Source organism: Ensifer sp. Root423 (genome assembly GCF_001426275.1).
GTDB classification, from domain to species: Bacteria; Pseudomonadota; Alphaproteobacteria; order Rhizobiales; family Rhizobiaceae; genus Ensifer; species Ensifer adhaerens.
In genome coordinates this window covers 144731-167181 of sequence record NZ_LMEG01000044.1, presented here as the reverse complement: position 1 = coordinate 167181, position 22451 = coordinate 144731, and the positions used below count along the sequence as shown (strand labels likewise).

The window sequence follows — 22451 nt, the reverse complement described above, 5'->3', positions numbered from 1 at the left end:
ACGAGCGCGGCCACTGTTCAAGAGGTCACATAGCGATGCGATGATGCGGACGGGTTCATGCGGGCCTTGACTTCGTGAGCGAACTTTCCGACCCTTGGGACATGATGATGCCGACGATTTCTTCTCATTGCTGCTTCCGGGTGTGCCCGATCGCAGGAACCTGACCCCAGCCCGGACGCTTGCGCTCTCCGGGTCAGGGGAGCCTTTCGCGTCGGCAGAAGAAATTTCCGAGCGCGGCTGAACGAGCGCCTAATCTCCAGAAAACCTATTCGATTGCGCCCTGTCGTGCGCTTCGATTGAACGTGTCAGGTCCCATCATGGCGGCAACCCGCAAGAAACTTCCCCCGATCATCATCAATGCCGAAGACCACAAGCGGCTGACGGCGCTCGCCTCCTCCGCGCTCGAGCGCGTGCCTGATGTGGCCGAGGCACTGCTCTTTGAACTCGACCGCGCCCGGGTCGGCGCGCCCGACGCGCTGCCCGCCGACAGCGTGCAGATGGGCTCCACCGTCGCCTTCGAGGCGGACAATGGTTTTGCCAAGCAGGTAACGCTCGTCTATCCCGGCGAGGCCGATATCGAGGCCGGCCGCATCTCTGTGCTGACCCCTGTCGGCGCGGCGCTGATCGGGCTCTCCGTCGGCCAGTCGATCGACTGGCAGGACCGGTCGGGCAAGGTCCACCGGATGACCATTCGCAGCGTGACGGCGAAGGAAAGCGCCTGAGAGGTCGCGACGGCGAAAGCCTCACCAGCTGCAAGACGAAAACGGGGAGGCCGGTTTTCACCGCCTCCCCGTTTTTCTAAGCGTCGTTCGTTCGATCAGAACTGCTTGCCGAGCTTGGCGTCGACAGACTGGCTGTTGGCGCCGCGGATGGCGAAGAAGAACAGGATCGCTGCCCAGAGGATCGACTTCTCTGCGCCGAAGAGGCCCTCACCCTGCACGATGCCATGGAAGTAGACGGTGACGAGCAGAACGATCATGCCGGCAAAGGCGGCCGGGCGCGTCAACAAACCGATCGCGATCAAAATGCCGCCGAAGAATTCGGTCGCGGCGAGCAGCGGCGACCAGAAGACGCCGGGATAGAAGCCGAGGCCCTCGACCATGCCAATCGCGCCGAAGGGATTGGTGATCTTGCCAAAACCGTGAACCGCAAGCAGAGCGCCGGCGAGCACACGCAACAGCGTTTCGGCGGATGTATTGAGCGGCAGATAGATCTTTTCCAGCGCCGGCAGGATGGCGCGCGGGCGGGAACTGGAAACGGTGACGTCGGTCATTAAGGGGCCTCTCCGGCGGTTGGGTGCGACAATTTGTGCAATGCCGCATTGTCTCGCCGCGACGACCGCGCAAAGCAAGCTATCCGCCGATAAAAACATGACTAAATTGGTTGACAATCGTGTGAGCGCAGCGTGAGCATGAGCCCCGGAACGCAGTTGTTTCCAACTGAGGCGACCGCTATGGTCGCCGCCCGAAGCACATCCGAGACACCCGATGGACCAGAAGCCGCGCATCACCATCCTTTACTGCACCCAGTGCAACTGGCTGCTTCGCGCCGGCTGGATGGCGCAGGAACTGCTGCAGACGTTCGGGCAGTCGCTCGGCGAAGTGGCGCTCATTCCCGGCACCGGCGGCAATTTCGAGATCCGCGTCGATGACGCGCTCATCTGGGAGCGCAAGCGGGACGGCGGTTTCCCCGGGCCGAAGGAACTGAAGCAGCGCATCCGCGACATCATCGAGCCGGAGCGCGATCTCGGTCATACGGACAGGAGCTGATCCTGGATTTCGGAATTCTTGCCGGCGTCTTTTCCGCGGCCTTCCTGTCGGCGACGTTGCTTTTCGGCATGTCGGAAGCTGCGATCGTGGCCGCCGCCCTGCACGGCGAAACGAGCCGCCCTGCCCTCTTCATCGCCGCGACATCAGGCAACGTGCTCGGCGCCGTCGTCAATTTTGCGCTCGGGCGTTTTCTGATCCGCTTCGAGGGGCGCCGGTGGTTTCCAGTTTCGCCGACCAATCGGCAAAAGGCAGAGGCGCTCTTTGCCCGCTACGGCCAGCCGGTGCTGCTTCTTTCCTGGCTGCCGGTCATCGGCGACCCACTGACGCTGGTCGCCGGATTGCTGCGCATGAAGCTGCCGCTGTTCCTGCTGTTCGTCACCATCGGCAAGGCCGCACGTTATGCGGTCGTCCTTTACCTGACGCCATAACAGCCCCGCACAACTCAGCTGTGCGCGAAGATATCCGTCTCGTCCCAGCCAAGCAGGTCAAGCTTGGAGCGCGTCGGCAGGAAGGCGAAGCAGGCTTCGGCATGCTCGATGCGACCATCGCGGATGAGGCGCGCCGTCAGCTTGTCGCGCAGCGCATGCAGGTGCAGCACGTCGGAGGCGGCATATTCGAGCTGCGCCTGCGACAGGGTCTCTGCTGCCCAGTCGGACGACTGCTGCTGCTTGGAAATGTCGACGTCGAGCATTTCCTTGAGGTTGTCCTTGAGGCCGTGGCGATCGGTGTAAGTGCGGGTCAGCCGCGAGGCGATCTTGGTGCAGAAGACCGGCGTCGTCGTCACCCCGAAGGTATGGAAGAGGACGGCGATATCGAAGCGGCCGAAATGGAAGATCTTCTGGCGGGCCGGATCGGCAAGCATGGCGACGAGGTTCGGCGCTTGCTTCTGGCCGGCTGCGATGCGGATCACGTCGGCCGTACCGTCGCCCGGAGACAGCTGCACCACGCAAAGGCGATCACGGCGGGGGATGAGGCCGAGCGTTTCCGTGTCGATCGCGATTGCGCCTCGATAACGGTCGGCGTCGGCTGCGGAGATATCGCCTTCATGGAACCGTATTGCATTCGCCATCGAAAATCCCCAGATCAAACGAAGTGGTGTGGCCTATAGCGCAAGTTTGGCGTCGGCGATACCGTTGTCACGTTCCGCCCGCCGGCTGCCCTTTGAAAGTCCTGACGATGTCTTTTCAACCCGCCCTCGCTCTCTCCACGCTCGCGCTGGCGATCGGGCTGACGGCCATGCCGGCACCGGCGCAGACCTATCGGGACCTGCCGGGCGTGCGCCAGATGGATCCGTTGAATGGTGGTGGCGACCAAACCGTATGCGAGCAGACCTTTGTCGACCGAAACTATCCGTTCGAATCGTCGGCCCGCGGCGGCCCCATCTACGACACGATCTACAACTGCCGCCGTGGCGACGGGCCGGTCTTCCAGGGCAGCGACCTGCCGCCTTCGCTCTATCGGCAGAAGCGTGGTCTCGGCTACTAAGCAAAAACACGACAAGCAATCCTCGTGCGAAGACAGCATCGGGACCGCCACGCCGCTTGGCAAGCGGTGGAGCTGTTCCTAGCCTCACGGCCAGAGCATGGGCGTCCTCCGTCTCAGCGCCGCGCAAAGGTCACGGTAGCGCTTTGAGGTGCTGCATGTTTTTATCCTTCGATCGACCCGATCAAAGGAAACCTGCAGTGGGAGGAACCATGCCCGACAACCGGCCGCTTGCCATCAGTGCACCCGCACCACGCACGCTCGATCTCATCTTCACACCGGAAACCCTCAAGGACCTGCATCGCCGCTACCGCATCGTCGAAGCGGACCCGGAGGATATCGCCGGCCTTGGCGACGACGTGCTCGGCAACGCCCACTACATCATCGGCCAGCCCCCGCTCGACCACGCCACCCTCAGGCGCATGAGCCAGCTGAAGGCGATCCTCAACGTCGAAAGCAACCTGATCAACAACATGCCCTATGAGGTGCTGTTCGAGCGCGGCATCCATGTGGTGACCACCGGGCAGGTCTTTGCCGAGCCGGTGGCGGAACTCGGCCTCGCCATGGCGCTCAACATCGCCCGCGGCGTCGTCGACGCCGACCTTTCCTTCCGTGAAGGCCGCGAACTCTGGGGTGGCGATGGCAACCGTTCGGCGCGCCTGCTTTCCGGCTCCGAGATCGGCATCATCGGCTTCGGCGATCTCGGCAAGGCCCTGAACCGCGTGCTCTCCGGCTTCCGGGCGAAAATCCGCGTCTTCGACCCCTGGATGCCGGCCTCGATCCTGCGGGACAATGGCGTTGAACCGGCATCGCTCGAGACCGTGTTGGGCGAAAGCGACTTCGTCTTCGTCGTTGCTTCCGTTACCAGCGAGAACGAAGGCTTCCTTGGCGAGAAGGCGTTTGCCCGCATGCGTCCGGGTGCTGCCTTCATTCTCCTCAGTCGCGCCGGCGTCGTCGATTTCGAGGCGCTGATGGCCGCGGTCGCAAGCGGCCATATCGTGGCGGCGAGCGACGTCTTTCCGGAGGAGCCCCTGCCGCTCGACCATCCCGTTCGCCGCCTGCCGGGCTTCCTGCGTTCGGCGCACCGCGCCGGCGCGCTCGACAGCGCCTTCAAGAAAATGGGCGACATGGTGCTCGAAGACATGGACCTGATGGATCGCGGCCTGCCACCGATGCGCTGCAAGCGTGCCGAGCGCGAAACCGTCGCGCGCATGCGCTCGAAGCCGGTAACGATGAACTGAGACATTTTTCGCTGCGGATCTCGGCGGGATCGTGCATCCCGCCGATTAACGTGTTTTATGGGATTCGCATTTAACTTTTCTTGCACATGCGATCAACCTTGCACGTTAAGGTCGTCGCCGAGGCATCGTTACGGGATCAGAGAAACGCGATGGTAGACACGGCGCCCGGCGCTCGACAAGGCAAAGCACGCGATGGCTGGAACAGTTCGCTGCGATCGCTGTTCAGCCTCGTCATGGTCGCCATGCTGATCGTCGTTTCCGCGACGCTTGTCGGGCTTGACTACCATCGCTCGCGCAACGCCGCGATCGCTGATGCCGAGGCCAACATGCGCGGCTTCATGAACCGCCTTGTCGACCGGCTGGGCGTGCTCTCGGGCGACACTTCCGCCCTCGTCAATCTCGTCTCCTCCGTCGCCAATTCCTTCCTCGTGCCCCCGCCTGAACGCATGAACGACAAGGTGGCGGTGCTTCGTGAAGGCATCACCCGCTCGCCGCACATCGATGGGGTGTATGTCGGCTATCCCAACGGCGCCTTCTTTCAGGTCGTCGACCTCAAGCAGGTTGCCTGGCGCATGGCGCTCGACGCGCCCCGTGGCGCCGCCATTGCGGTGCGCTCGATGGAAAGGGACTCAAACGGCAAGCCGCTCCAGCGCGTTCTCTTCGTCGACAAGGACGGCACGCAATTCTCCGAACGGCGGCTACCGCCATCGAGCTTCGACCCGCGCACGCGGCCCTGGTATCGCGCGGCCGTTAACGGCAAGGCCGCGGTCTCGACCGGCCCTTATGAAAGCGCCACCACCGAAACACTGGGCATGACCATCTCGCAGGCGCATCGCGGCAATCCGCAGATCGTCATCGGCGCCGATGTCGTGCTCGATACGATCACCGACTTCCTCGCCCGCGAACGGCTGACTGCTGGTTCGGTGTCCTTCATCCTCGATGCCGTCGGCCGGCCGATCATCCATTCCGACCGGGTGATGATGCGACGCATCATGGCTGCCAAGGACAAGGACGCCCCGATCGTGCAGGCCGACAGCGAACCGCTGATCCAGAGCATCCGCCAACATCCACCAGCGCCCGACAAGGCCGACTTCGTCCAGGTCGGGGACCGCACCTACCTCGTCATGGTAACGCCGCTCGAATCCGCGCTGCTTCTCTCCGGCAACCGCGCCGTGGTGGCCGCACCGCTCGACGAATTGATGGCGGACGCCAACAAGACGCTCGTTCAGGGGCTGGCGATTTCCGGGGCCGTGGTAGCCTTGGCGGTACTCGCCTCGCTGGTGCTGGCGCATCTGATTACCAAGGGGCTCAACCAGCTGACCGCCAGCGCCAACCGGCTGCAGGACCTCGACTTCACCACCCCGATCGATGTTTCCTCGCATGTCAGCGAAATCTCGACCCTCGGCGGCGCCATGAACCGGGCCCGCGATGCAATCTTCACCTTTGCGCTCTATGTGCCGAAGGAACTGGTGCGCAAGGGCATCGAATCCGGCCATTTCAGCGGCCGCTCCGCCTGGCGTCAGGAAGTCACCGCGCTCTTCACCGACATCTACGATTTCACTACGCTCAGCGAACGGCATTCGCCCGAGGAGGTGGTGGCGATGCTGTCGGAGTATTTCGATATCTTCAGCGAGACGGTCGGCGAGCACGACGGCACGATCATCCAGTTCCTCGGCGATTCGGTCTTTGCGATGTGGAACGCCCCGGCACCGGACGACAAACACGCCGAGAATGCCTGTCGGTGCGCGCTCGCGGTCCAGCAGCGCCTCAGCATCTTCAACGAAGCACAGCGCAAGAAAGGACTGCCGGAGTTCCGCACACGCTTCGGCATTCACACCGGCACCGCCGTCGTCGGCAATGTCGGCGCCAAGGAGCGGCTGCAATACACCGCCATGGGCGACACGGTGAACGTCGCCTCGCGCCTCGAGGGCATGAACAAGAACTACGGCACGATGATCATGGCGAGCGGCGCGGTCGTTGCCCATACGGGTGGCACGATCCACTTCCGGCCGCTCGGCACAGCGCAGGCCAAGGGCCGAGCCTCGGCCCTGGAGATTTACGAAGTGCTGGGCGCGGAGCCGAAAGAGCCGGAAGCCCTCGATGACGGCCCGAAGACACACGACAACTTGTCGGCCGGCTCCGAAAGCCGCGAATAGACGTCAGGAGCCGAGGCGGCGGTTCTGCCGGGTGACCCAGCGAATGCCGCCGACCACGGCGAAGGCGAGCAGTGGCCAGACGGCCCAGAAGACGCCGCGCCAGGTCAAGAGATTGATGGTGAGAAGCACCAATCCCGAGAGCACCAGTATGCCGATGCTGCGGTCCACCCACGGGTTGGTCTTGATCCAGGCAAGGCCGGCAAGGATGGCGAGGCCAAGCAGCGGCCAGACGGACCAGAAGGTTCCGTTCCAGGTCAACAGGTTGAGAGCGACCAAGCCAGCGGCAACGATGTAGAGAACCGGGAGCGATCCGCTCCTGATTGCCGCAATCACGCCCACCGGCTCCGGACGCGGCTTGGCCGCCTCGGCAGCGGCTGCTTCAGCACGGCGGCCGAAGGTCTCTGCGGCAAAGGTCGGACGGGGATCGTCCGCGCCGATGCGCACGGCATAGCTCGGCACACCGCCATCGATGTTCTTGACCTCAAGAGGCCCCAGAAAATCGAAACCGACGGCGACCTTGTTGCGCACCTGGTCGTACACGGTATTGGAGATGACGATGCCGCCAGCCGGCGCGGACGCCTGCAGCCTGGCTGCAACATTGACGCCGTCGCCGTAGAGATCGTCGCCCTCGGCGATCACGTCGCCGAGATTGATGCCGATGCGAAACAGCATCTGCTCGTCGGCCGCGCATTTCTCGTTGCAGCCGGCGAGTTCGTTCTGCACGTCGATCGCGGTGCGCAGCGCTTCCACGACGCTCGGAAACTCGGCGATCAGTCCATCACCCCAGGTGTTGACGACACGGCCCTCATGCGCCTCGATGAGCCTTCCCATGGCATCGCGATGGCGCTTCAACGTGGTGAGCGTGCCCTCCTCGTCGGCGCGCATCAGCCGCGTGTAGTCCTGGACGTCCGCGGAGAATATGGTCGTCAGCTTGCGACGTGTCTCAGACATCGCTTCGTCCTTCTCAAAGCCGCCGCCCCGGCGGACGATAACATGGGACTGCCCTCACGCGGAAAGCCTGCCCTTCATAGCCGATAGAATATCAATGCTGCCGGCCCAAGCTTCAAGGCGCACCACGCGAAAATATCCTGGGCATGCAACCATCCTGGTCGAAGAGCGAGGCTCGGAAGGCAGGAAATCGCCACGGAATCCGGCCAAACGCCAGAAACGAAAAAACCCCGGCGAACCGGGGTTTTTCAGAACCAAATCAAAGATTTGGTTTGGGAATTTGGTGCCCAGAAGAGGACTCGAACCTCCACACCCTTTCGAGTACCAGCACCTGAAGCTGGCGCGTCTACCAATTCCGCCATCTGGGCGACGAGCGGGTGTGTAAAAGGCTCGAGTCGAAGTGTCAACAGGCTTTTTGAAGTTTTCGTGTCGGAGGACAAAAAACTCAGTTCGAGGCGGTTTTTGCCCAATGCCGGATTGTGGATAGACCGCTCGACAGCAGTCCCTCGGCCGCCTCGGCCGTGTCCGCCTCGACATAGCAACGCATCTCCGGTGCATTTCCGGAGGGGCGGAAGTGAATGATGCGACCGTCGTCAAGCGTCACCCGCAGCCCGTCGATGTCGCTGACGGCGACCGGCCGGCCGATCGGCGCCAGGAATGCCGCGAGATTTTCGTCGCCGCCGCGCAAATGGGCCATCAGCCGGGCGCTGGTTTCGACCGGGAAGTTTTCGAGCCGGTCGCTGAGCGCCACGGGAAGCCGATAGGAGGCGGCCAGCACCGACAGCGAGAGTTTGGCCTCTGCCGCCGCAGCCAATGCGGCGACGATCGGCAGGACGCAGTCGCGGGTGGGCAGCGGCTGGAGGGTTGCGCCGTTGACGACGAAGGGGCTGGCCGTCAGCGTGCCGCCATTGGCCTCGAAGCCGGCGACCTTGGTCGACCCCTCGTCCAGGGCCTCCTGCATTCCGGCGATCACGAAGGGCGACCCGACACGGGTGCGCAGCACGGAGAGCCCTTCCCTGCGCTCCAGGCCCGAATTCGAGGTGACCGGCGTGACGGCAAGCGTAGCACCGAGGAAGCCGCAGGCAATCAGCCCGAGGAGATCGCCGCGCAGCGGCAAGCCGTTCTCGTCCGCGACCAGCGGCCGGTCGCCGTCGCCGTCCGCCGATACAATCGCATCGAGCCGGTGTTCGCGGGCCCATTCCTGAAGGCGTTCGATCGTGTCGGTGGACACCGCTTCGGTATCGACGGGGATAAAGTGTTCCGAACGTCCAAGGGCGACGACCTCGGCGCCAAAGAAGGCGATCAGATCGGCGAGAAGATCCCGCGCGACGGTGCTGTGCTGGTAGACGCCGACCTTGAGGCCGGCGAGCGCGCCGGCGGGCAACAACTGCCGGTTTCGCTGGATGAAGAGCATGGCTGCGCGGGACGCATGGTCCTCACCAATCCCCTGATTGGCGACCGGCTCGATCTGCCCGGCGATTTCATCGGCAATCCGGCTGATGGCGACCTCATCTTCCTTGTCGATCTCGCCGTCCGGCCGATAAAACTTGATGCCGTTTCGATCAGCCGGGATATGGGAGCCGGTGATCATCAGACCAGCGGCTCCGCATTCGCGGCCATAGAGCGCAAGCGCCGGCGTCGGCACCGTGCCACAATCGAAGACGCGCAGTCCTTCGCGCGCGAGTGCCGAGGCACAGACTGCCGCGATTTCCGGGCTCGAATCGCGAAAGTCGCGGGCGATCACGATCGGGTCACCCGGCTGGCTGCGCCCGGACGTCAGAAGATAGCGCGCAAACGCGGTCGCGTAGCGGGCCGAAGGCTCACCCTTCAGTTCCTCTGAAAGGCCACGCAGGCCGCTGGTACCAAACTTCAACTGCATCGCATTCTCCGCTGCCCAGTTTCGGGGAAAACAGGGCAAATATTACAGTGACGCGCGGCACGGACCGGCGCATTCTGGACATGACAACGCACGGACGGAAATCCGGTGGCTCTCCGCCACGCGCTCCTTGCCCGTTGCCATGAATAAACCAAGAAAAGAAAACGTAATACAGGCAGGGACACAACCGGAAGGCAGTGCTTTCCGAAAGCGAGGACAAAATGACGGGATTTCGCAATTTCGTTATCGGCTGCAGCTTGGCCGCCGCCTCCCTGATCACCCCCGTCGGACCTGTGCAGGCGATGCCGCTTCAGGCGCCCGACCTTCAGATCAAGGCACAAGGCGACGTCCAGAATGTGCAGTATTACCACCGCCGTACGGCGGATATGGCGGATACGGCTGGCGAGGCGGTTGGGGAGGCCCCTATTACAGACGCGGATGGGGTAGCCCCTACTATGGCGGCTCCGGCCTGACCCTCTACTTCGGCTCGGGCGGATACTACGGCGGCGGTTACTATGGCGGCGGATACTACCCCCGCTACGGCTACTATCCCCGCTACGGCTACAATCGCGGCTATTATCCCCGCCGTTACTACGGCGGCAACTACTACTATCGCGATCGGTATGTCGGTGGCGGCAACGCCCATGTCAGCTGGTGCCTGTCGCGCTACCGTTCCTACAATCCGGCAACCAACCGGTTCTTGAGCTACGGCGGCGCTTACAAGGTCTGCTATTCGCCCTATCGCTAGAGCGCGGCGCGTCCGCATGAACGCACGAGAAACGCTCTAGCGCCCTAATTGGGGCGCGGCCTGGCCATACCGCCTGCGCACCTTCTCTCCGCCCCGCATTAGCGGGAGTTAGAAGTTTTGCGCGCCATCACCGGCGCTTGCGTGCCCCAACATCTCGGCAGCGCCAGTTAAACCGGCATTAACTGCAAGAGCCTACCGTTTCAAAACGATCCACTGTGCTGCCAGGATGAATCATGCTGCTTCCGACCCAGCAATCTGCCGCCACCGCGACGACCAATCTGGTCGGCTCGATCCTCAAGGACATCGAAAAGCGGCAGACGGAGGAAGAAGAAAAGGCCAAGAGCACAAAGGACGACCGGCTCCTGAGGGCGCAGGTCGAGCCCGATGGCGCTCAAAAGGCCGCCAACGAGAAGATCAACGGCTATTTCTTCGATCATGCTCGCAACGACGCCAACAACAACCGCGCCGTGCTCATCCGTGAGGTCGGAAAATTTTTCGACATCGAGCGTGAAACGTTCAAGTCCGATTCCGCCTTTGCAAGGGAAATCGAGAACCAGCTGAAGCAGCTGGAATCGCCCGCCATTGCGAAAATCGAGGAAGAACTGGGGCTCGACAAGCTCGGACTGTCGCTTACGGAGCTGGTCGAGGCGCTCAAAAACCCCGGCGGCCCGGAAAACGACGCACTGAAGGTTGCGCTCGGCGAGACGAGTGACAAGGGACCTCAAAGCGCTGCACAAGCCGCAAATGCCGTCGACCGCCTGAAGAGCGCGACGGAGCCTGCGTCGACCGAGGAAGCCCAGCTCAACAGCCTGCGCGGTGACCCGACGCGCAGAACCGACAAGCTGTCGCTCGACGAAGAGGAGCAGCATCTGCGGGCGCTCCACCTCAAGGACGAGATGGAAGATATTGCCGACCAACGCACGGCAGCCGACCCCTTTTTGCGCTTCGACGACAACGGCCTCTATAGGCTCGCTGCGCTAAGCCTCTGACGGCGTTCGGCGCACGATGCCGAGCCGCGCCATGACCTCCTTGGGTATGCCATAGCGGCGAACCACATCGCGGCTGTCACGCAGGCCGCAAATCTCCCGCTGAATGAGGAAGGCCCATACGGCATCGGCCGCCTCGTCGAGCACCCGCTCGCGTAGATCCCTCGCCACATCTCCCTTCAATGCCGCAAGCGCTGCAAGCGCCTTTTCGACCTTGAGGCCATGCCGGCCAAGCGCATCGGCGCGCTCGGACATCAATTCGCATTCGAGCACGTTGAAGGCGCCGGCCGTCGAGAAGTTCGGGCCTAGGGCTTTTGGGGGACGGACTGTCATCCGAAACTCCTGGCACAGACACCATTCGAGCCTGCAGAGCGGCTCCCTTAAAGATAGGCCTTGCAGACCCGTCCGCAAGCCGGGCTGCGACATGCCGGGCGCCGAAACATGGTTAAGAATTCATAAACCTCTTTGCCCTAACCTCAAACCATCATGCCGATTCTCCTATCCGCGGCCGAGCCGCGGCTGTCTGGCCATTCGCCACGACGCGCATGAGGCGCCAACCCGCAAGTGATGAACAGAAAGTCGCGCGCAAGCCGAAAAATCGGACCGCGCCCGAGCGCGTTTCGTCGTTCCACGACGAATGGTCAAACCGAGGTCAAGCGAGATGGAGACCAGAATGCTGATACCCATCCAGGCGGCTCGAACCGCGGCCGCCACGGAAGAGACGAGCGCAAGGACGCTGCAGCCTGCAGCACCATTGACCGCCAGCCAGCGTGGCGAAGCCATACAGAAGATCCTCGATGCGCTGACGCGGCATCTTTCCGGTCGTGAGATCCTTTCGAAGGACGCGCTGGTGCGCCTGATGGAGGATCTGGCACGCATCCTGAAGTTCCCGCCACTCCCGCAGGAGGGGGGGCGCGATTTCGTCCGGCGGTTGGTGGCCTTCCTCGAATCGATGCCGACGTCCGACCGGCTGCTTCTGGAGCGTCAGCTTGGCGGGCGCAATCTTTCAATCCGCGTCGGCCTGCTAGCGGACCTGCCGGCGATCCGCAACGGCACGAGCGCGCCGGGCGGCACCGCGACACCCATGCCGGCGCAGGCGCGCGACGTCATCCTGCGCAACCCCTCGCTCCAGCCGGCGCTGCCGTTCAGCCAGACCGCGGCACGAACGCCGCTCGGTGGTGAAGTCGCACTTCTACAGGCTGTGCTGCGGAAGACCTTTAGCGTCGGCAACGATGTGACCGAGCCGCAGGGCGAGGATCTGGACGCGGCCGGAACCGAAGCGCCATCAAAGAGCGGAAGCGAAAAGCCCACGGAGCGGGGTGAGGCGCGCGCGAACGCCGCGAAGAGCGCTTCATCGGGCGACACGCCGATCGGGAGCGCTGCCTCGCTGCTTGCGGGCGAAGGCGAGATCGCGGAAGCGGCATCGCTGTCTGGCCCCATCGCCGAGGCCGAGCAGGACCTGCAATCCGGCGAAGTCGGACACGGCGAGACGGAAGCGCCCGCCGGAGACAGTGCCGCAACACCGCTTGAAGCGCATGGCGCCGATGAAATGGAGGCTGCCGACACGATCGAAGGCGAGGATCCCGACGGCACCTACGGCCCGCTGCCCGATGCCGACGAAGAAGACGGCCATAGGACCACCGCCGCCGGTCGCAACGATCCGGAGGTGCGCTCGGCACGCGTGCTCTCCGAGGCCATCAAGACGCTCATCCGCGACAGCTTGGCCTTGCCTGCCGGCGCGGCCGATGGCGATCCGGGATCGGCGACGCAGCAGACGGACGAGCCGGCTACGCAGCCCCAGCCCGCCGCCAAGGAAGCTGGAATGCGCATCGCTGATGCCGCCGCCCGCCAGCGCGCCGTAATGGACGCCGGCACGACCTTGCCGTCGCTGCTCGACGATCGCTCCGAGGAGACCGCTGCACCACCGCGCGGACCCACGGACATTCGCCCGCAACGCGCCACGGACGAGCAGACGGTGCAGCAGATGATCGCCAGACTGGTGGAAAACGGCCTGCCGCGCGAGGCCATCCCCTTCGCTATGATCCCCTATCCAGTGGCCGCCGGCGAGGTGGAAGGCGAAGACCATTCGCGCGGCATGCCCGGAGGCTCGGGCGAAGATGCAGCGAGTGAGGAAGAAACGGCACAAGAGGGAGGCGACGGAAATCCGGAAGACGGAGAGCCGACCGGCGAAGCCATGCAGGAGGGCGAGGCACAGGAAACGCCCGACGCCTACGATCTTTACCGCAGGCTCGGCGGTCTCGGCTAAGACGCCGGTTCAGCCTTAAGCGCGGGCCTAGCCCCATCCAGGGCTGGGGGCCGATTTCACAATTCGGACTTGGTTGGAAAGAAAAACCCGCGGAGATCGCTCTCCGCGGGTTTTCCAATTCAAACGTCAGGCAACGATTACTCGTTGTTCTGGCGGTTCTTCAGAGCAGCGCCGAGGATGTCGCCGAGCGAAGCGCCCGAGTCGGACGAACCGAACTGAGCAACGGCTTCCTTCTCTTCAGCGATTTCCAGAGCCTTGATCGACAGCTGGATCTTGCGGTCCTTCTTGGAGAAGTTGGTGACGCGAGCGTCGACAACCTGACCAACCGAGAAACGCTCCGGACGCTGTTCGTCACGATCACGCGACAGGTCAGCGCGGCGGATGAACGAGGTGATGTCTTCGTGGTTGACGAGCTTCACTTCGATGCCGCCATCGTTGATCGCGATGATCTCGGCCGAAACAACGGCGTTCTTGCGCAGTTCACCCGAAGCAGCGGCGTCGCCGACTGCATCCTTGCCGAGCTGCTTGATGCCGAGCGAGATGCGCTCCTTCTCGACGTCGACGTCAAGAACAACAGCGCGAACGACGTCGCCCTTGTTGAACTCTTCGATGACCTGCTCGCCCGGACGGTTCCAGTCGAGGTCGGAAAGGTGAACCATGCCGTCAACGTCGCCGTCGAGGCCGATGAACAGGCCGAATTCGGTCTTGTTCTTGACTTCGCCTTCGACTTCGGTGCCAGCCGGATGGCTATGCGCGAATGCCTGCCACGGGTTCTCGAGCGTCTGCTTGAGGCCGAGCGAGATACGACGCTTGGTCGGATCGACTTCGAGAACGACAACGTCGACTTCCTGGCTCGTGGACAGGATCTTGCCGGGGTGTACGTTCTTCTTGGTCCAGGACATTTCGGAGATGTGGATCAGGCCTTCGATGCCCGGCTCCAGCTCGACGAACGCACCGTAGTCGGTGATGTTCGTGACGGTACCGGAGATCTTCTTGCCGACCGGGTACTTCGCACCGATGCCATCCCACGGATCCGACTCGAGCTGCTTCATGCCGAGCGAGATGCGGTGGGTTTCCTGGTTGATGCGGATGATCTGGACCTTGACCTGCTGGCCGATGTTCAGGATCTCCGACGGATGGTTCACGCGGCGCCATGCCATGTCGGTGACATGGAGCAGACCGTCGATGCCGCCGAGGTCGACGAACGCACCGTAGTCGGTGATGTTCTTGACGACGCCTTCGACAACCTGGCCTTCTTCAAGGTTCTGAACGATTTCAGAACGCTGCTCGGCGCGGGACTCTTCGAGAACCGTACGACGCGATACGACGATGTTGCCGCGGCGCTTGTCCATCTTGAGGATTTCGAAGGGCTGCGGGTTGTGCATCAGCGGGGTGACGTCGCGGATCGGACGGATGTCGACCTGCGAGCGCGGAAGGAAGGCAACGGCGCCGTCGAGATCGACGGTGAAGCCACCCTTGACCTGGTTGAAGATGATGCCTTCGACGCGTTCGCCGGCTTCGAACTTCACTTCCAGGCGCATCCAGCTTTCTTCGCGGCGAGCCTTTTCGCGCGACAGAACAGCTTCGCCGAGCGCGTTTTCGATGCGCTCAACGTAGACTTCGACTTCGTCGCCGACCTTGAGCGAGCCGTCCTTCGCCTTCGCGCCGAATTCCTTCAGAGCGATGCGGCCTTCGACCTTCAGACCGACGTCGACAACGGCGACGTCCTTTTCGATGGCCGTGACAATGCCCTTGGCAACATAGCCTTCGGCGAGATCGGTCTTCGCGAAGGATTCTTCGAGAAGCGCTGCGAAATCGTCACGGGTTGGGTTGGTAGCAGACATGGAATCTCCTGCATGCATCTCACGGGGGAGACGCATATGCGCCGGGGGCTGGTGTTGAACAGGCCTGAACCCAGTCCGCCCCATCGAAGGGACAATCCGGCGCGTGGACGGAATTTCAGGCTTATGCAAGAGGAGCGATCCTGACAGTGTCGGGGATGGGCTCTTCTTCAGATCTTCTTGATCAGGGCCGCATCGATCAAAGACTTCGCGGCCTGAAACGCCGCCTCTATACTCATTTCAGACGTATCAAGCAAGTGCGCGTCGTCGGCCGGGCGCAAAGGACTGTCGGCGCGGCCCATATCACGCTCGTCGCGCTTCTTCACATCTTCGAAAATCGTCTGGTAGTCGGCCGGCTGACCATTGCCGGTGATCTCGTCGTAGCGGCGCTGCGCCCGTACTTCCGGCGATGCTGTGACATAGAGCTTCACCGGCGCATCCGGGCAGACGACCGTGCCGATGTCGCGGCCGTCGAGCACCGTACCGGGCTCGCGCAGCGAAAAAGCCTGCTGCGCCTCGACCAGCGCCCGGCGCACGGCCGGCATGACCGCGATCTTCGAGGCGGCCTCGCCGATCGCGTGGGCGGAAAGCACCGAGCGATCGAGCCCGGCCAGTTCAACCTCGCGCGCCACCTTCTCGGCGACCGCCTCGTCGTCGAGCGGCAAGCCGCCATCGAGCAGCGCCTTGGCGGTGGCGCGGTAGGTGAGGCCGGTATCGAGATGATGGAAGCCGTATTCCTCGGCGATGCGGCGCGAGAGCGTGCCCTTGCCGGCTGCGGCCGGTCCGTCGATAGCGATGGTGAACGTCATTTTCCAACCTGCATATGTATGTGGTCGTCGTGCCTGGCGGCCCGGCAACCCTGAAACCGAATGGACTCCGCTTCGACGCCAAGTCTCTGCGCCAGATGCGGCTCCACGAAAATCTTCTCGATGCCGAAACCGCTCCCCTCGGCCGAGAGCCAGCGGAGCGCCTCTGCGGTCCGGCCTTCTTCCAGCGGCAAGGGCCGCCACAGCGATTGCAAGAAGTCCAAGTCCCAGCGCAAGGTCAAGAGGTCTTCGCGATCCCGGCATGGGAGAATGCTGTCCGGTCGCGGCTGCTCGAAGGCAAAATAGCCGATCGGCGAGCGGGTCGCCTTATCCTTATAGCTGCCCTCGGCATCCTGATAGAAGAACGCGACATCGAGCTTCCGACCGTCCGAATGGGACAAATGCGGGAAGAGCGGAAAACCGTCGAAGAACGGAAAGTTGGCGTCGAGCGCCAAGGTGGTCGTTCCGGGGAATACCTGATCCACATGGCGTGACAGGGCAGCGGCCGCTTCCTTCAGTTCCGGAACGACATATTGGCGGTTCAGGACACAGAAGAGCGGCGACTGCATTTTCAGCCGCGACGTGCCGTCGTCGAAACAGGGCAGAGGAACGCGGCCGAAGATCGGCGCAATGGCATAGCTGAGCGCGGTCCCTGCCGCATAGAGGCCGAGAAAGAGCGCCAGAAATACGGCAACGCCGGCTCTCCTTCGACGCAGGAGCCCAAGAGTGACGATCCAGACGGCGCCACCGATCTGCGTCAGCAACGTCAGAAGAACCACGACCGCGAGTGTCAGCAGCCATCTCATTGTTACCGCCGGAATCGTGGGTCTCACGCGATCCTCGCGCCGAGGCTGGTCATGAGGTGCATGAATTCAGGAAAGCTTGTCGCGACCATCGACACGTCGTCGACGGTGACCGGATGTTCGGATGCAAGCCCGAAAATAAGGAAGCTCATGGCGATGCGGTGATCGAGATGGGTGTTTACGGTCGCGCCGGCAGCGCTTCCGAGCCCCTTACCGTCGCGACGGCCGCGCACGACCAGCGACGAGGCGCCCTCCTCGCAATCGACGCCATTGCGCTTCAGGCCCGCGGCGATGGCGGCGAGGCGATCGGACTCCTTCACACGCAGTTCGTCGAGCCCGGCCATGACGGTATTCCCCTCGGCGAAGGCGGCGGCGATGGCGAGAGCCGGGTACTCGTCGATCATCGAGGCGGCGCGCTCTTCGGGAACGGTGACACCGCTGAGTTCCGAGTGCCGTACGCGCAGATCCGCCACGTCCTCCCCGCCAACCTGTCTGCTGCCGATCACCTCGATATCCCCTCCCATCTCCTTAAGCGTCAGGATCAGGCCCGTGCGCGTCGGGTTCATCAGCACGTTGGTGATCGTGATGTCCGAGCCTGGGACGATCAGGGCTGCGACCAGCGGGAAAGCCGCGGACGAGGGATCGCCGGGCACGTCGATCTCCTGGCCGGTAAGCTTGCCGCGACCGTCAAGGCGGATCGTACGGACGCCGCTGACGTCGGTCTCGACAGAGAGCGCGGCGCCAAATGCCTCCAGCATCCGTTCCGTATGATCGCGCGTCATGACCGGTTCGATGACAGTGGTGATGCCGGGCGCGTTGAGACCGGCAAGCAGCAACGCCGACTTCACCTGTGCCGAGGCGACGGGCACGCGATAGGTGATCGGGGCAGGCGTCTTCGGTCCGCGTAGGGTCACCGGCAGGCGATCGCCTGCGGCGGCCCTCACCTGCGTGCCCATTTCACGCAAGGGCTCGAGAACCCGCGCCATCGGCCGGCGGCCGAGCGAAGCATCGCCAAGGAATGTCGTTTCGAAGTCGTAGACGCCCGCCAACCCCATCGCCAGACGGCAGCCTGTGCCAGCATTGCCGAAATCGAGCGGCGCTTCCGGCGCAAGCAGTGCACCGTTGCCGACACCATCGACGATAAAGGTATCGGCCTCCTTACGAATGCGGGCCCCCATCGCCTGCATCGCGCGGCCGGTGGCCAGCACGTCCGCGCCTTGTAGCAGGCCGGTAATGCGCGTCTCGCCGCTAGCAAGCCCGCCCAGCATCAGCGCCCGGTGCGAGATCGACTTGTCGCCGGGGATGCGGATCGAGCCGCGCAGATCGGCGGACTTTCGGGCAGTGGCGGGTCTCGGGCCCGATCCATGAGACATGCGGCATCCTCTGGCCCGAAAGGGCGCTCTCACCGAAGGGCACAACCGCGCCCGCACCGCGGCACTCCTATCACACCCTCGCTGCGTGTTTCCATAAATTGCGGCCGCTCGAGGAGCGCCACAAGGGGCGGGCAAGAGCCGGAAAGCCAGCAACGCCGGGGCTTTGGCGATTTGTCTTTGACAGATGCGGCCAAGACGATTATGGGGACCGGCTAATCATCATAAGCTTGATACCCTTTCCACCCGCCGGCTTTCCGGCAAGCGCCGGCTCGGCCGGCCATTCAAGAGGCTTTGACTGTGGCAAAACCGGAACTTGGAACAAAGCGCATCGACCCGGAAACGGGGCGCAAATTCTACGATCTGAACAGTGATCCGATCGTTTCGCCTTACACCGGCAAGTCCTATCCGCTGTCCTTCTTCGAAGAAACCTCGGTCGCCAAGGTGCTCGAGAAGGAAGAAGAAGAAGAGGTAACGGAAGTCGACGCAGAGAACACCGAAGTCGAACTCGTTTCGCTCGAGGATGCCGATGATGAGGCAGCGGGCGGCGACGACCTGCCGGATCTCGGCGACGACGACGTCGAAATCGACGGCGACGACGATGACGACACCTTCCTGCAGACCGACGACGAAGACGATGACGACGACATGAGCGACCTCATTGGCGTGTCGGACGACGAAGAAGACGTCTAAGCGCTTCAAATGACAAAGAAATGCTCCCGTCCTCGGCCAAAGTGGCCCGGACGGGAGAAAAACGGCCCGGACAAAAAATAAATCCACGGGCCACGCATTTTTCGGCTTGCCATCCTCAAAAAGGGGAAGTAATAAGCCGCCACTCGCCGAGCACAACAGCTCGACGAACTTCCCGGACCGGCCTAGCCGGAACCCGATATGGGGCTATAGCTCAGCTGGGAGAGCGCTTGCATGGCATGCAAGAGGTCAGCGGTTCGATCCCGCTTAGCTCCACCAAAACCTTCCTTCGATTGATCAGTACCCAGTCCTCAGGGACCCTCGTTCGCGGCCATTTCGTCCAGCGAATCCAGGATCATCGTCAGCAACCGGATGATGTCGGCGGATTCGAGCAGAGCATTGCGGATTTCGCGCTCGGACCGTTTGGGTATGGAACCGGCAATGTCCAGCAGGATGTTGGTCACGTCCGGCGCTTCGGTGTTCGGTTCCATGCCCGTCTGCTCGCGCATGCAGCGGATCAGCGCCACTGCGCCTTCAAGCAAACGCTGTGCCTGCACCGGGGTGAGGTCATGGACCTCGTTGGCGGCACGAAACAGCTGCGATCGGAAGCCGGCTATCGTGGTCATCTCGCGGATGATACTCCTTTCGGCTTCAAATGAAAGTGGTGGCCGGGGCCGCCCACGCAACGTTCGGATGAACATGGTGCATGCGTTACCTTGCGCGAACGCGAACAGCCGTTTCGCGCGCAACATCCGGCCGCGCGCCATGCATTCATGATTTGTTAAGCAGCGGAACGCAGAAGCTGGTGCCATGTTTCTGATCTCGAAAATCTTCTGGCTCATTGTGCAGCCGCTGTCGTTCTCGCTGCTCGCCGTCATCGCCGGGCTGCTTGCGACGGCCATCGGCTGGCGACGCATCGGCGCCGTTCTCGGCAGCCTGGGCGCGCTGGTTCTTTTCGTCAGCCTGTTCACCACCGCTGGCCCCTATGCCCTGCAAGCGCTTGAGGATCGATTTGTGCGCCCGACGCCGCCGACAGCGCTTTCCTGCATCATTGTGCTCGGCGGCGCCTTCGAAAACGAAGTCATGGCAAGCCGCGGCGGCACGGAGCTCAACCAGGCAGCAGACCGCTTCATCGAGACAGCGAGCCTCGCCAAGCGCTATCCCGAAGCACGAATCCTCGTCTCCGGCGGCGATGGCTCGATCAGCGGCGCCTACGAGGGCGATGCGCTGGCCTCGAAGGCGTTCTTCGACATCTTCGGCATTGCGGCCGATCGGGTGATCCGCGAGGAAGATTCGCGCACCACCTTCGAGAACGCGCGCTACACCAAGGATCTTCTGGCGGCAAACGGGCTGACGCAATGTGCGCTCGTCACCTCGGCGTATCACATGCCGCGCTCCGTCGGGCTGTTCCGCGCCAACGACATCGACGTCCTGCCCTGGCCGACCGACTACCGCACCAGCGGCAAGGTGCGGCTTGGCTTCGATTTCACCCAGCCCTCACTGAACGCGCAGCTGACAACGACGGCCGCCAAGGAATGGACCGGGCTCGTCGCCTATTACCTGCTCGGCCGCACTCAGACGGTGCTGCCGCGCTAGACGACCATGACACGCCCCAGTGCAGCAAATGGCAGCGCGCCTCCTGACTTCATCCCGACGGTGCGCTAATGATCTGCGGGAGCCAATCGGGCTGAAACGGAGCGCCCATGCCGATCCTCGAAATCCTCGACTATGCCGGTGTGGCCGTGTTTGCCGCAACCGGGGCGCTGTCGGCCTCGCGCAAGCAACTCGACATCATCGGCTATCTGTTCCTGGCCTCGGTCACCGGCATCGGCGGCGGCACGATGCGTGACGTCGTGCTCGGCGCAACGCCCGTCTTCTGGGTCACCAATCCGACCTATCTTCTGGTCTGCGCGACGGTCGCCGTTCTCCTGTTCTTCACCGCCCATCTCTTCGATTCCCGCTACCGGGTCCTCGTCTGGCTCGATGCGATCGGGCTGTCGGCCTATTGCGTGATGGGTGCGGCGAAAGGCTATGCAGCGACGGGGTCGCCGAGCGTCGCGCTCGTTACCGGCATGCTGACGGCGACGTTCGGCGGCGTGCTTCGCGATCTGCTGGCCGGAGAACCCTCGGTGCTGCTGCGGCCGGAAGTCTATGTGACGGCAGCGCTGATCGGTGCCAGTGCCTACGTGCTGGCGACGATGGCGGGACTACCACTTGTGGCCGCCTCAACGCTCGGCGTGGCCTCGGCCTTTGCCGTGCGTGCCGGTGCGCTCAAGTGCGGATGGACGCTGCCGACCGGCAAGGCGCTGCCGGGCCGCGATCCGGACGACGTGATGTGAGCCTTTCGCACGTGCGTGCCTATGACAGGCGGCGGACAGCGCCGGTATCGTAGTTGATGCGGTGTCGGCCGCCACCCGGGCGGCTTCAGCGAAAGGGATACCGCATGCGTTTCTTCAGCAACAAGCTTGCCGCACTCGCCCTTCTTTGCATGGCCTCGCCGGCATTTGCCGCCACGACCGTCAAGGTCGTCGAAGGTGGTGAAGCGGGCGGCCCGATGACACTGACACTCGACCAGTCGACGATAAAGGCCGGAGAGACTGTCTTCCTGGTGCACAACGACGCCATGACGGAAGAGCACGAGATGGTGCTGGTGAAGCTGAAATCAGCCGACCAGAAGATCAATCTCATCGCGGCCAAGCATCGGGTCGACGAAAAGCAGCTCAAGAGCCTCGGCGAGGTTTCCGAGCTGAAGCCCGGAGCCGACGGCCAGCTGAAAGCCAAGCTCGCGCCGGGCAGCTACGTGCTCCTTTGCAACATCAAAGGACACTACGAGGCCGGCATGCGCGCCAATCTGACGGTGACGGAATAGCGGCGATCGATCGCCATCGCGGCCACCATGACGGTGGCCGCCGGATCAGCGGTCGTTTTTACGGCGCAGACGAATGACCACGTCGACATGGGCGATCTCCATGCCCTCGGGCGGTTCCGGCAGATTGTCGATGTGGATGTTGCTGACCGGAATATCGAGAACCTCGTTCTGGCCCTCGACGAAGAAGTGATGATGGTCCGACACGTTGGTGTCGAAATAGGTCTTGGCGCTTTCCACCGCCAGCACGCGGATCATGCCGGCTTCGGTAAACTGGTGCAGCGTGTTGTAGACGGTCGCCAGCGACACTGGCACGCCGGCCATGACGGCCTCTTCGTGCAGTTCTTCGACGGTCAGGTGGCGATCACCCTTGGCAAAGATCAGATCGGCGAGGGCAACGCGTTGACGGGTCGGACGCAGGCCTGAGTGGCGTAGCCTTTCTTCCGAACTCACTTCTGTTGCTTTCGTCATCAAGGGTCGTTCCATGTATCCCGGCGAAATTCACAATACTTCCTCCGCGATATAACTTTTACGTCCTCGCCTTTCAATAGATTCCAGCCCTGACAGGCGTTGCAAAGCCCGAAAAACCGGTCAAACTCGGGG

The 22451-nt window shown here is 63.0% G+C and carries 24 protein-coding genes and 2 tRNA genes; 14 read left to right on the top strand and 12 right to left on the bottom strand.

What is annotated here, in order from left to right:
- Positions 1-317: 317 nt before the first annotated feature.
- Positions 318-722, top strand: coding sequence for a nucleoside diphosphate kinase regulator (rnk, locus tag ASD01_RS28010; protein WP_029742406.1), 405 nt, complete (start codon positions 318-320; stop codon positions 720-722).
- Between the two features lie 95 nt (positions 723-817).
- Here the strand turns inward: rnk and ASD01_RS28005 are convergent, their stop codons facing one another.
- The gene (locus ASD01_RS28005; protein WP_029742404.1) at positions 818-1273 is read right to left on the bottom strand and encodes a DoxX family protein; all 456 of its coding nucleotides are present in this window, start codon (positions 1271-1273) and stop codon (positions 818-820) included.
- A gap of 214 nt (positions 1274-1487) precedes the next feature.
- Here ASD01_RS28005 and ASD01_RS28000 point away from each other — a divergent pair, with 214 nt between their 5' ends.
- Both ASD01_RS28000 and ASD01_RS27995 read left to right on the top strand, forming a co-directional pair.
- Positions 1488-1769, top strand: coding sequence for an Rdx family protein (locus tag ASD01_RS28000; RefSeq protein ID WP_029742402.1), 282 nt, complete (start codon positions 1488-1490; stop codon positions 1767-1769).
- 83 nt (positions 1770-1852) lie between these two features.
- Positions 1853-2197: a YqaA family protein gene (locus tag ASD01_RS27995; RefSeq protein WP_082566375.1), complete on the top strand. Its 345-nt coding sequence runs from the start codon at positions 1853-1855 to the stop codon at positions 2195-2197.
- A 14-nt stretch (positions 2198-2211) separates the two neighbouring features.
- Here the strand turns inward: ASD01_RS27995 and ASD01_RS27990 are convergent, their stop codons facing one another.
- Positions 2212-2838: a ribonuclease D gene (locus ASD01_RS27990; RefSeq protein ID WP_029742400.1), complete on the bottom strand. Its 627-nt coding sequence runs from the start codon at positions 2836-2838 to the stop codon at positions 2212-2214.
- A 107-nt stretch (positions 2839-2945) separates the two neighbouring features.
- Here ASD01_RS27990 and ASD01_RS27985 point away from each other — a divergent pair, with 107 nt between their 5' ends.
- From ASD01_RS27985 to ASD01_RS27975, 3 genes are all read left to right on the top strand, one after another.
- On the top strand, positions 2946-3254 hold the full coding sequence (locus ASD01_RS27985; protein WP_060644808.1) for a hypothetical protein: 309 nt from the start codon (positions 2946-2948) through the stop codon (positions 3252-3254).
- Between the two features lie 209 nt (positions 3255-3463).
- A complete protein-coding gene (locus ASD01_RS27980; RefSeq protein WP_034804717.1) occupies positions 3464-4492 on the top strand; it encodes a hydroxyacid dehydrogenase in 1029 nt (342 codons plus the stop codon).
- 149 nt (positions 4493-4641) lie between these two features.
- The gene (locus ASD01_RS27975) at positions 4642-6648 is read left to right on the top strand and encodes an adenylate/guanylate cyclase domain-containing protein (protein ID WP_082584707.1); all 2007 of its coding nucleotides are present in this window, start codon (positions 4642-4644) and stop codon (positions 6646-6648) included.
- A 3-nt stretch (positions 6649-6651) separates the two neighbouring features.
- On the opposite strand, the gene ASD01_RS27970 is transcribed toward ASD01_RS27975, so the two are convergent.
- The 3 genes from ASD01_RS27970 to ASD01_RS27960 all read right to left on the bottom strand — a co-directional run bounded on the left by ASD01_RS27970 (position 6652) and on the right by ASD01_RS27960 (position 9469).
- Positions 6652-7599, bottom strand: coding sequence for an adenylate/guanylate cyclase domain-containing protein (locus tag ASD01_RS27970; RefSeq protein ID WP_060644807.1), 948 nt, complete (start codon positions 7597-7599; stop codon positions 6652-6654).
- A gap of 278 nt (positions 7600-7877) precedes the next feature.
- Positions 7878-7964 (bottom strand) — tRNA-Leu (locus tag ASD01_RS27965).
- A gap of 77 nt (positions 7965-8041) precedes the next feature.
- The gene (locus ASD01_RS27960; protein ID WP_034805249.1) at positions 8042-9469 is read right to left on the bottom strand and encodes a phosphomannomutase; all 1428 of its coding nucleotides are present in this window, start codon (positions 9467-9469) and stop codon (positions 8042-8044) included.
- Positions 9470-9614: 145 nt separating this feature from the next.
- Here ASD01_RS27960 and ASD01_RS27955 point away from each other — a divergent pair, with 145 nt between their 5' ends.
- Both ASD01_RS27955 and ASD01_RS27950 read left to right on the top strand, forming a co-directional pair.
- Entirely contained in the window at positions 9615-10220 is a 606-nt protein-coding gene (locus ASD01_RS27955) for a BA14K family protein (protein WP_244495313.1), read from the top strand.
- Between the two features lie 233 nt (positions 10221-10453).
- Positions 10454-11209 carry a hypothetical protein gene (locus tag ASD01_RS27950; protein WP_034804720.1) on the top strand — a complete coding sequence of 252 codons (756 nt, stop codon included), beginning with the start codon at positions 10454-10456 and terminating at the stop codon, positions 11207-11209.
- Here the strand turns inward: ASD01_RS27950 and ASD01_RS27945 are convergent.
- Entirely contained in the window at positions 11198-11539 is a 342-nt protein-coding gene (locus tag ASD01_RS27945) for a DUF6665 family protein (RefSeq protein WP_034804722.1), read from the bottom strand. The two genes, ASD01_RS27950 and ASD01_RS27945, sit on opposite strands and share 12 nt — an antisense overlap.
- Before the next feature lie 340 nt (positions 11540-11879).
- Here ASD01_RS27945 and ASD01_RS27940 point away from each other — a divergent pair, with 340 nt between their 5' ends.
- Positions 11880-13472, top strand: a complete 1593-nt coding sequence (locus tag ASD01_RS27940; RefSeq protein WP_034804724.1) for an ICP22 family protein — start codon at positions 11880-11882, stop codon at positions 13470-13472.
- 137 nt (positions 13473-13609) lie between these two features.
- On the opposite strand, the gene rpsA is transcribed toward ASD01_RS27940, so the two are convergent.
- From rpsA to aroA, 4 genes are all read right to left on the bottom strand, one after another.
- The gene (gene rpsA, locus ASD01_RS27935) at positions 13610-15334 is read right to left on the bottom strand and encodes a 30S ribosomal protein S1 (RefSeq protein ID WP_082005877.1); all 1725 of its coding nucleotides are present in this window, start codon (positions 15332-15334) and stop codon (positions 13610-13612) included.
- A 149-nt stretch (positions 15335-15483) separates the two neighbouring features.
- Positions 15484-16122, bottom strand: a complete 639-nt coding sequence (cmk, locus tag ASD01_RS27930; protein WP_034804727.1) for a (d)CMP kinase — start codon at positions 16120-16122, stop codon at positions 15484-15486.
- Complete coding sequence (locus tag ASD01_RS27925; protein WP_034804730.1) at positions 16119-16925, bottom strand: hypothetical protein; 807 nt, start codon at positions 16923-16925, stop codon at positions 16119-16121. The genes cmk and ASD01_RS27925 overlap by 4 nt, the downstream gene beginning before the upstream one ends.
- Before the next feature lie 23 nt (positions 16926-16948).
- A complete protein-coding gene (aroA, locus tag ASD01_RS27920) occupies positions 16949-18295 on the bottom strand; it encodes a 3-phosphoshikimate 1-carboxyvinyltransferase (RefSeq protein WP_034804733.1) in 1347 nt (448 codons plus the stop codon).
- 297 nt (positions 18296-18592) lie between these two features.
- Between aroA and ASD01_RS27915 the strand changes: the two genes are divergently transcribed.
- Positions 18593-18985, top strand: coding sequence for a TIGR02300 family protein (locus ASD01_RS27915; protein WP_029742385.1), 393 nt, complete (start codon positions 18593-18595; stop codon positions 18983-18985).
- Positions 18986-19185: 200 nt separating this feature from the next.
- Positions 19186-19261, top strand: a tRNA-Ala gene (locus ASD01_RS27910).
- A 32-nt stretch (positions 19262-19293) separates the two neighbouring features.
- Here ASD01_RS27910 and ASD01_RS35800 read toward each other — a convergent pair.
- Complete coding sequence (locus ASD01_RS35800; protein ID WP_143106248.1) at positions 19294-19824, bottom strand: hypothetical protein; 531 nt, start codon at positions 19822-19824, stop codon at positions 19294-19296.
- On the opposite strand from ASD01_RS35800, the gene ASD01_RS27900 reads away from it, so the two are divergent.
- From ASD01_RS27900 to ASD01_RS27890, 3 genes are all read left to right on the top strand, one after another.
- On the top strand, positions 19793-20578 hold the full coding sequence (locus ASD01_RS27900) for a YdcF family protein (RefSeq protein WP_034804736.1): 786 nt from the start codon (positions 19793-19795) through the stop codon (positions 20576-20578). The two genes, ASD01_RS35800 and ASD01_RS27900, sit on opposite strands and share 32 nt — an antisense overlap.
- Before the next feature lie 107 nt (positions 20579-20685).
- Entirely contained in the window at positions 20686-21321 is a 636-nt protein-coding gene (locus ASD01_RS27895) for a trimeric intracellular cation channel family protein (protein ID WP_060644806.1), read from the top strand.
- A 104-nt stretch (positions 21322-21425) separates the two neighbouring features.
- Positions 21426-21851: a plastocyanin/azurin family copper-binding protein gene (locus ASD01_RS27890; protein WP_034804743.1), complete on the top strand. Its 426-nt coding sequence runs from the start codon at positions 21426-21428 to the stop codon at positions 21849-21851.
- Between the two features lie 45 nt (positions 21852-21896).
- Here the strand turns inward: ASD01_RS27890 and irrA are convergent, their stop codons facing one another.
- Complete coding sequence (irrA, locus tag ASD01_RS27885) at positions 21897-22319, bottom strand: iron response transcriptional regulator IrrA (protein ID WP_029742380.1); 423 nt, start codon at positions 22317-22319, stop codon at positions 21897-21899.
- Between the last annotated feature and the right edge of the window lie 132 nt (positions 22320-22451).

Excerpts from the sequence above, each read along its gene's own strand:
- rnk (WP_029742406.1), top strand. The coding sequence starts at position 318 with ATGGCGGCAACCCGCAAGAAACTTCCCCCGATCATCATCAATGCCGAA.
- ASD01_RS28005 (WP_029742404.1), bottom strand. The coding sequence starts at position 1,273 with ATGACCGACGTCACCGTTTCCAGTTCCCGCCCGCGCGCCATCCTGCCG.
- ASD01_RS28000 (WP_029742402.1), top strand. The coding sequence starts at position 1,488 with ATGGACCAGAAGCCGCGCATCACCATCCTTTACTGCACCCAGTGCAAC.
- ASD01_RS27990 (WP_029742400.1), bottom strand. The coding sequence starts at position 2,838 with ATGGCGAATGCAATACGGTTCCATGAAGGCGATATCTCCGCAGCCGAC.
- ASD01_RS27985 (WP_060644808.1), top strand. The coding sequence starts at position 2,946 with ATGTCTTTTCAACCCGCCCTCGCTCTCTCCACGCTCGCGCTGGCGATC.
- ASD01_RS27980 (WP_034804717.1), top strand. The coding sequence starts at position 3,464 with ATGCCCGACAACCGGCCGCTTGCCATCAGTGCACCCGCACCACGCACG.
- ASD01_RS27975 (WP_082584707.1), top strand. The coding sequence starts at position 4,642 with ATGGTAGACACGGCGCCCGGCGCTCGACAAGGCAAAGCACGCGATGGC.
- ASD01_RS27970 (WP_060644807.1), bottom strand. The coding sequence starts at position 7,599 with ATGTCTGAGACACGTCGCAAGCTGACGACCATATTCTCCGCGGACGTC.
- ASD01_RS27955 (WP_244495313.1), top strand. The coding sequence starts at position 9,615 with ATGAATAAACCAAGAAAAGAAAACGTAATACAGGCAGGGACACAACCG.
- ASD01_RS27950 (WP_034804720.1), top strand. The coding sequence starts at position 10,454 with ATGCTGCTTCCGACCCAGCAATCTGCCGCCACCGCGACGACCAATCTG.
- ASD01_RS27945 (WP_034804722.1), bottom strand. The coding sequence starts at position 11,539 with ATGACAGTCCGTCCCCCAAAAGCCCTAGGCCCGAACTTCTCGACGGCC.
- ASD01_RS27940 (WP_034804724.1), top strand. The coding sequence starts at position 11,880 with ATGCTGATACCCATCCAGGCGGCTCGAACCGCGGCCGCCACGGAAGAG.
- rpsA (WP_082005877.1), bottom strand. The coding sequence starts at position 15,334 with ATGCATGCAGGAGATTCCATGTCTGCTACCAACCCAACCCGTGACGAT.
- cmk (WP_034804727.1), bottom strand. The coding sequence starts at position 16,122 with ATGACGTTCACCATCGCTATCGACGGACCGGCCGCAGCCGGCAAGGGC.
- ASD01_RS27925 (WP_034804730.1), bottom strand. The coding sequence starts at position 16,925 with ATGAGATGGCTGCTGACACTCGCGGTCGTGGTTCTTCTGACGTTGCTG.
- aroA (WP_034804733.1), bottom strand. The coding sequence starts at position 18,295 with ATGTCTCATGGATCGGGCCCGAGACCCGCCACTGCCCGAAAGTCCGCC.
- ASD01_RS27900 (WP_034804736.1), top strand. The coding sequence starts at position 19,793 with ATGTTTCTGATCTCGAAAATCTTCTGGCTCATTGTGCAGCCGCTGTCG.
- ASD01_RS35800 (WP_143106248.1), bottom strand. The coding sequence starts at position 19,824 with ATGAGCCAGAAGATTTTCGAGATCAGAAACATGGCACCAGCTTCTGCG.
- ASD01_RS27895 (WP_060644806.1), top strand. The coding sequence starts at position 20,686 with ATGCCGATCCTCGAAATCCTCGACTATGCCGGTGTGGCCGTGTTTGCC.
- ASD01_RS27890 (WP_034804743.1), top strand. The coding sequence starts at position 21,426 with ATGCGTTTCTTCAGCAACAAGCTTGCCGCACTCGCCCTTCTTTGCATG.
- irrA (WP_029742380.1), bottom strand. The coding sequence starts at position 22,319 with ATGACGAAAGCAACAGAAGTGAGTTCGGAAGAAAGGCTACGCCACTCA.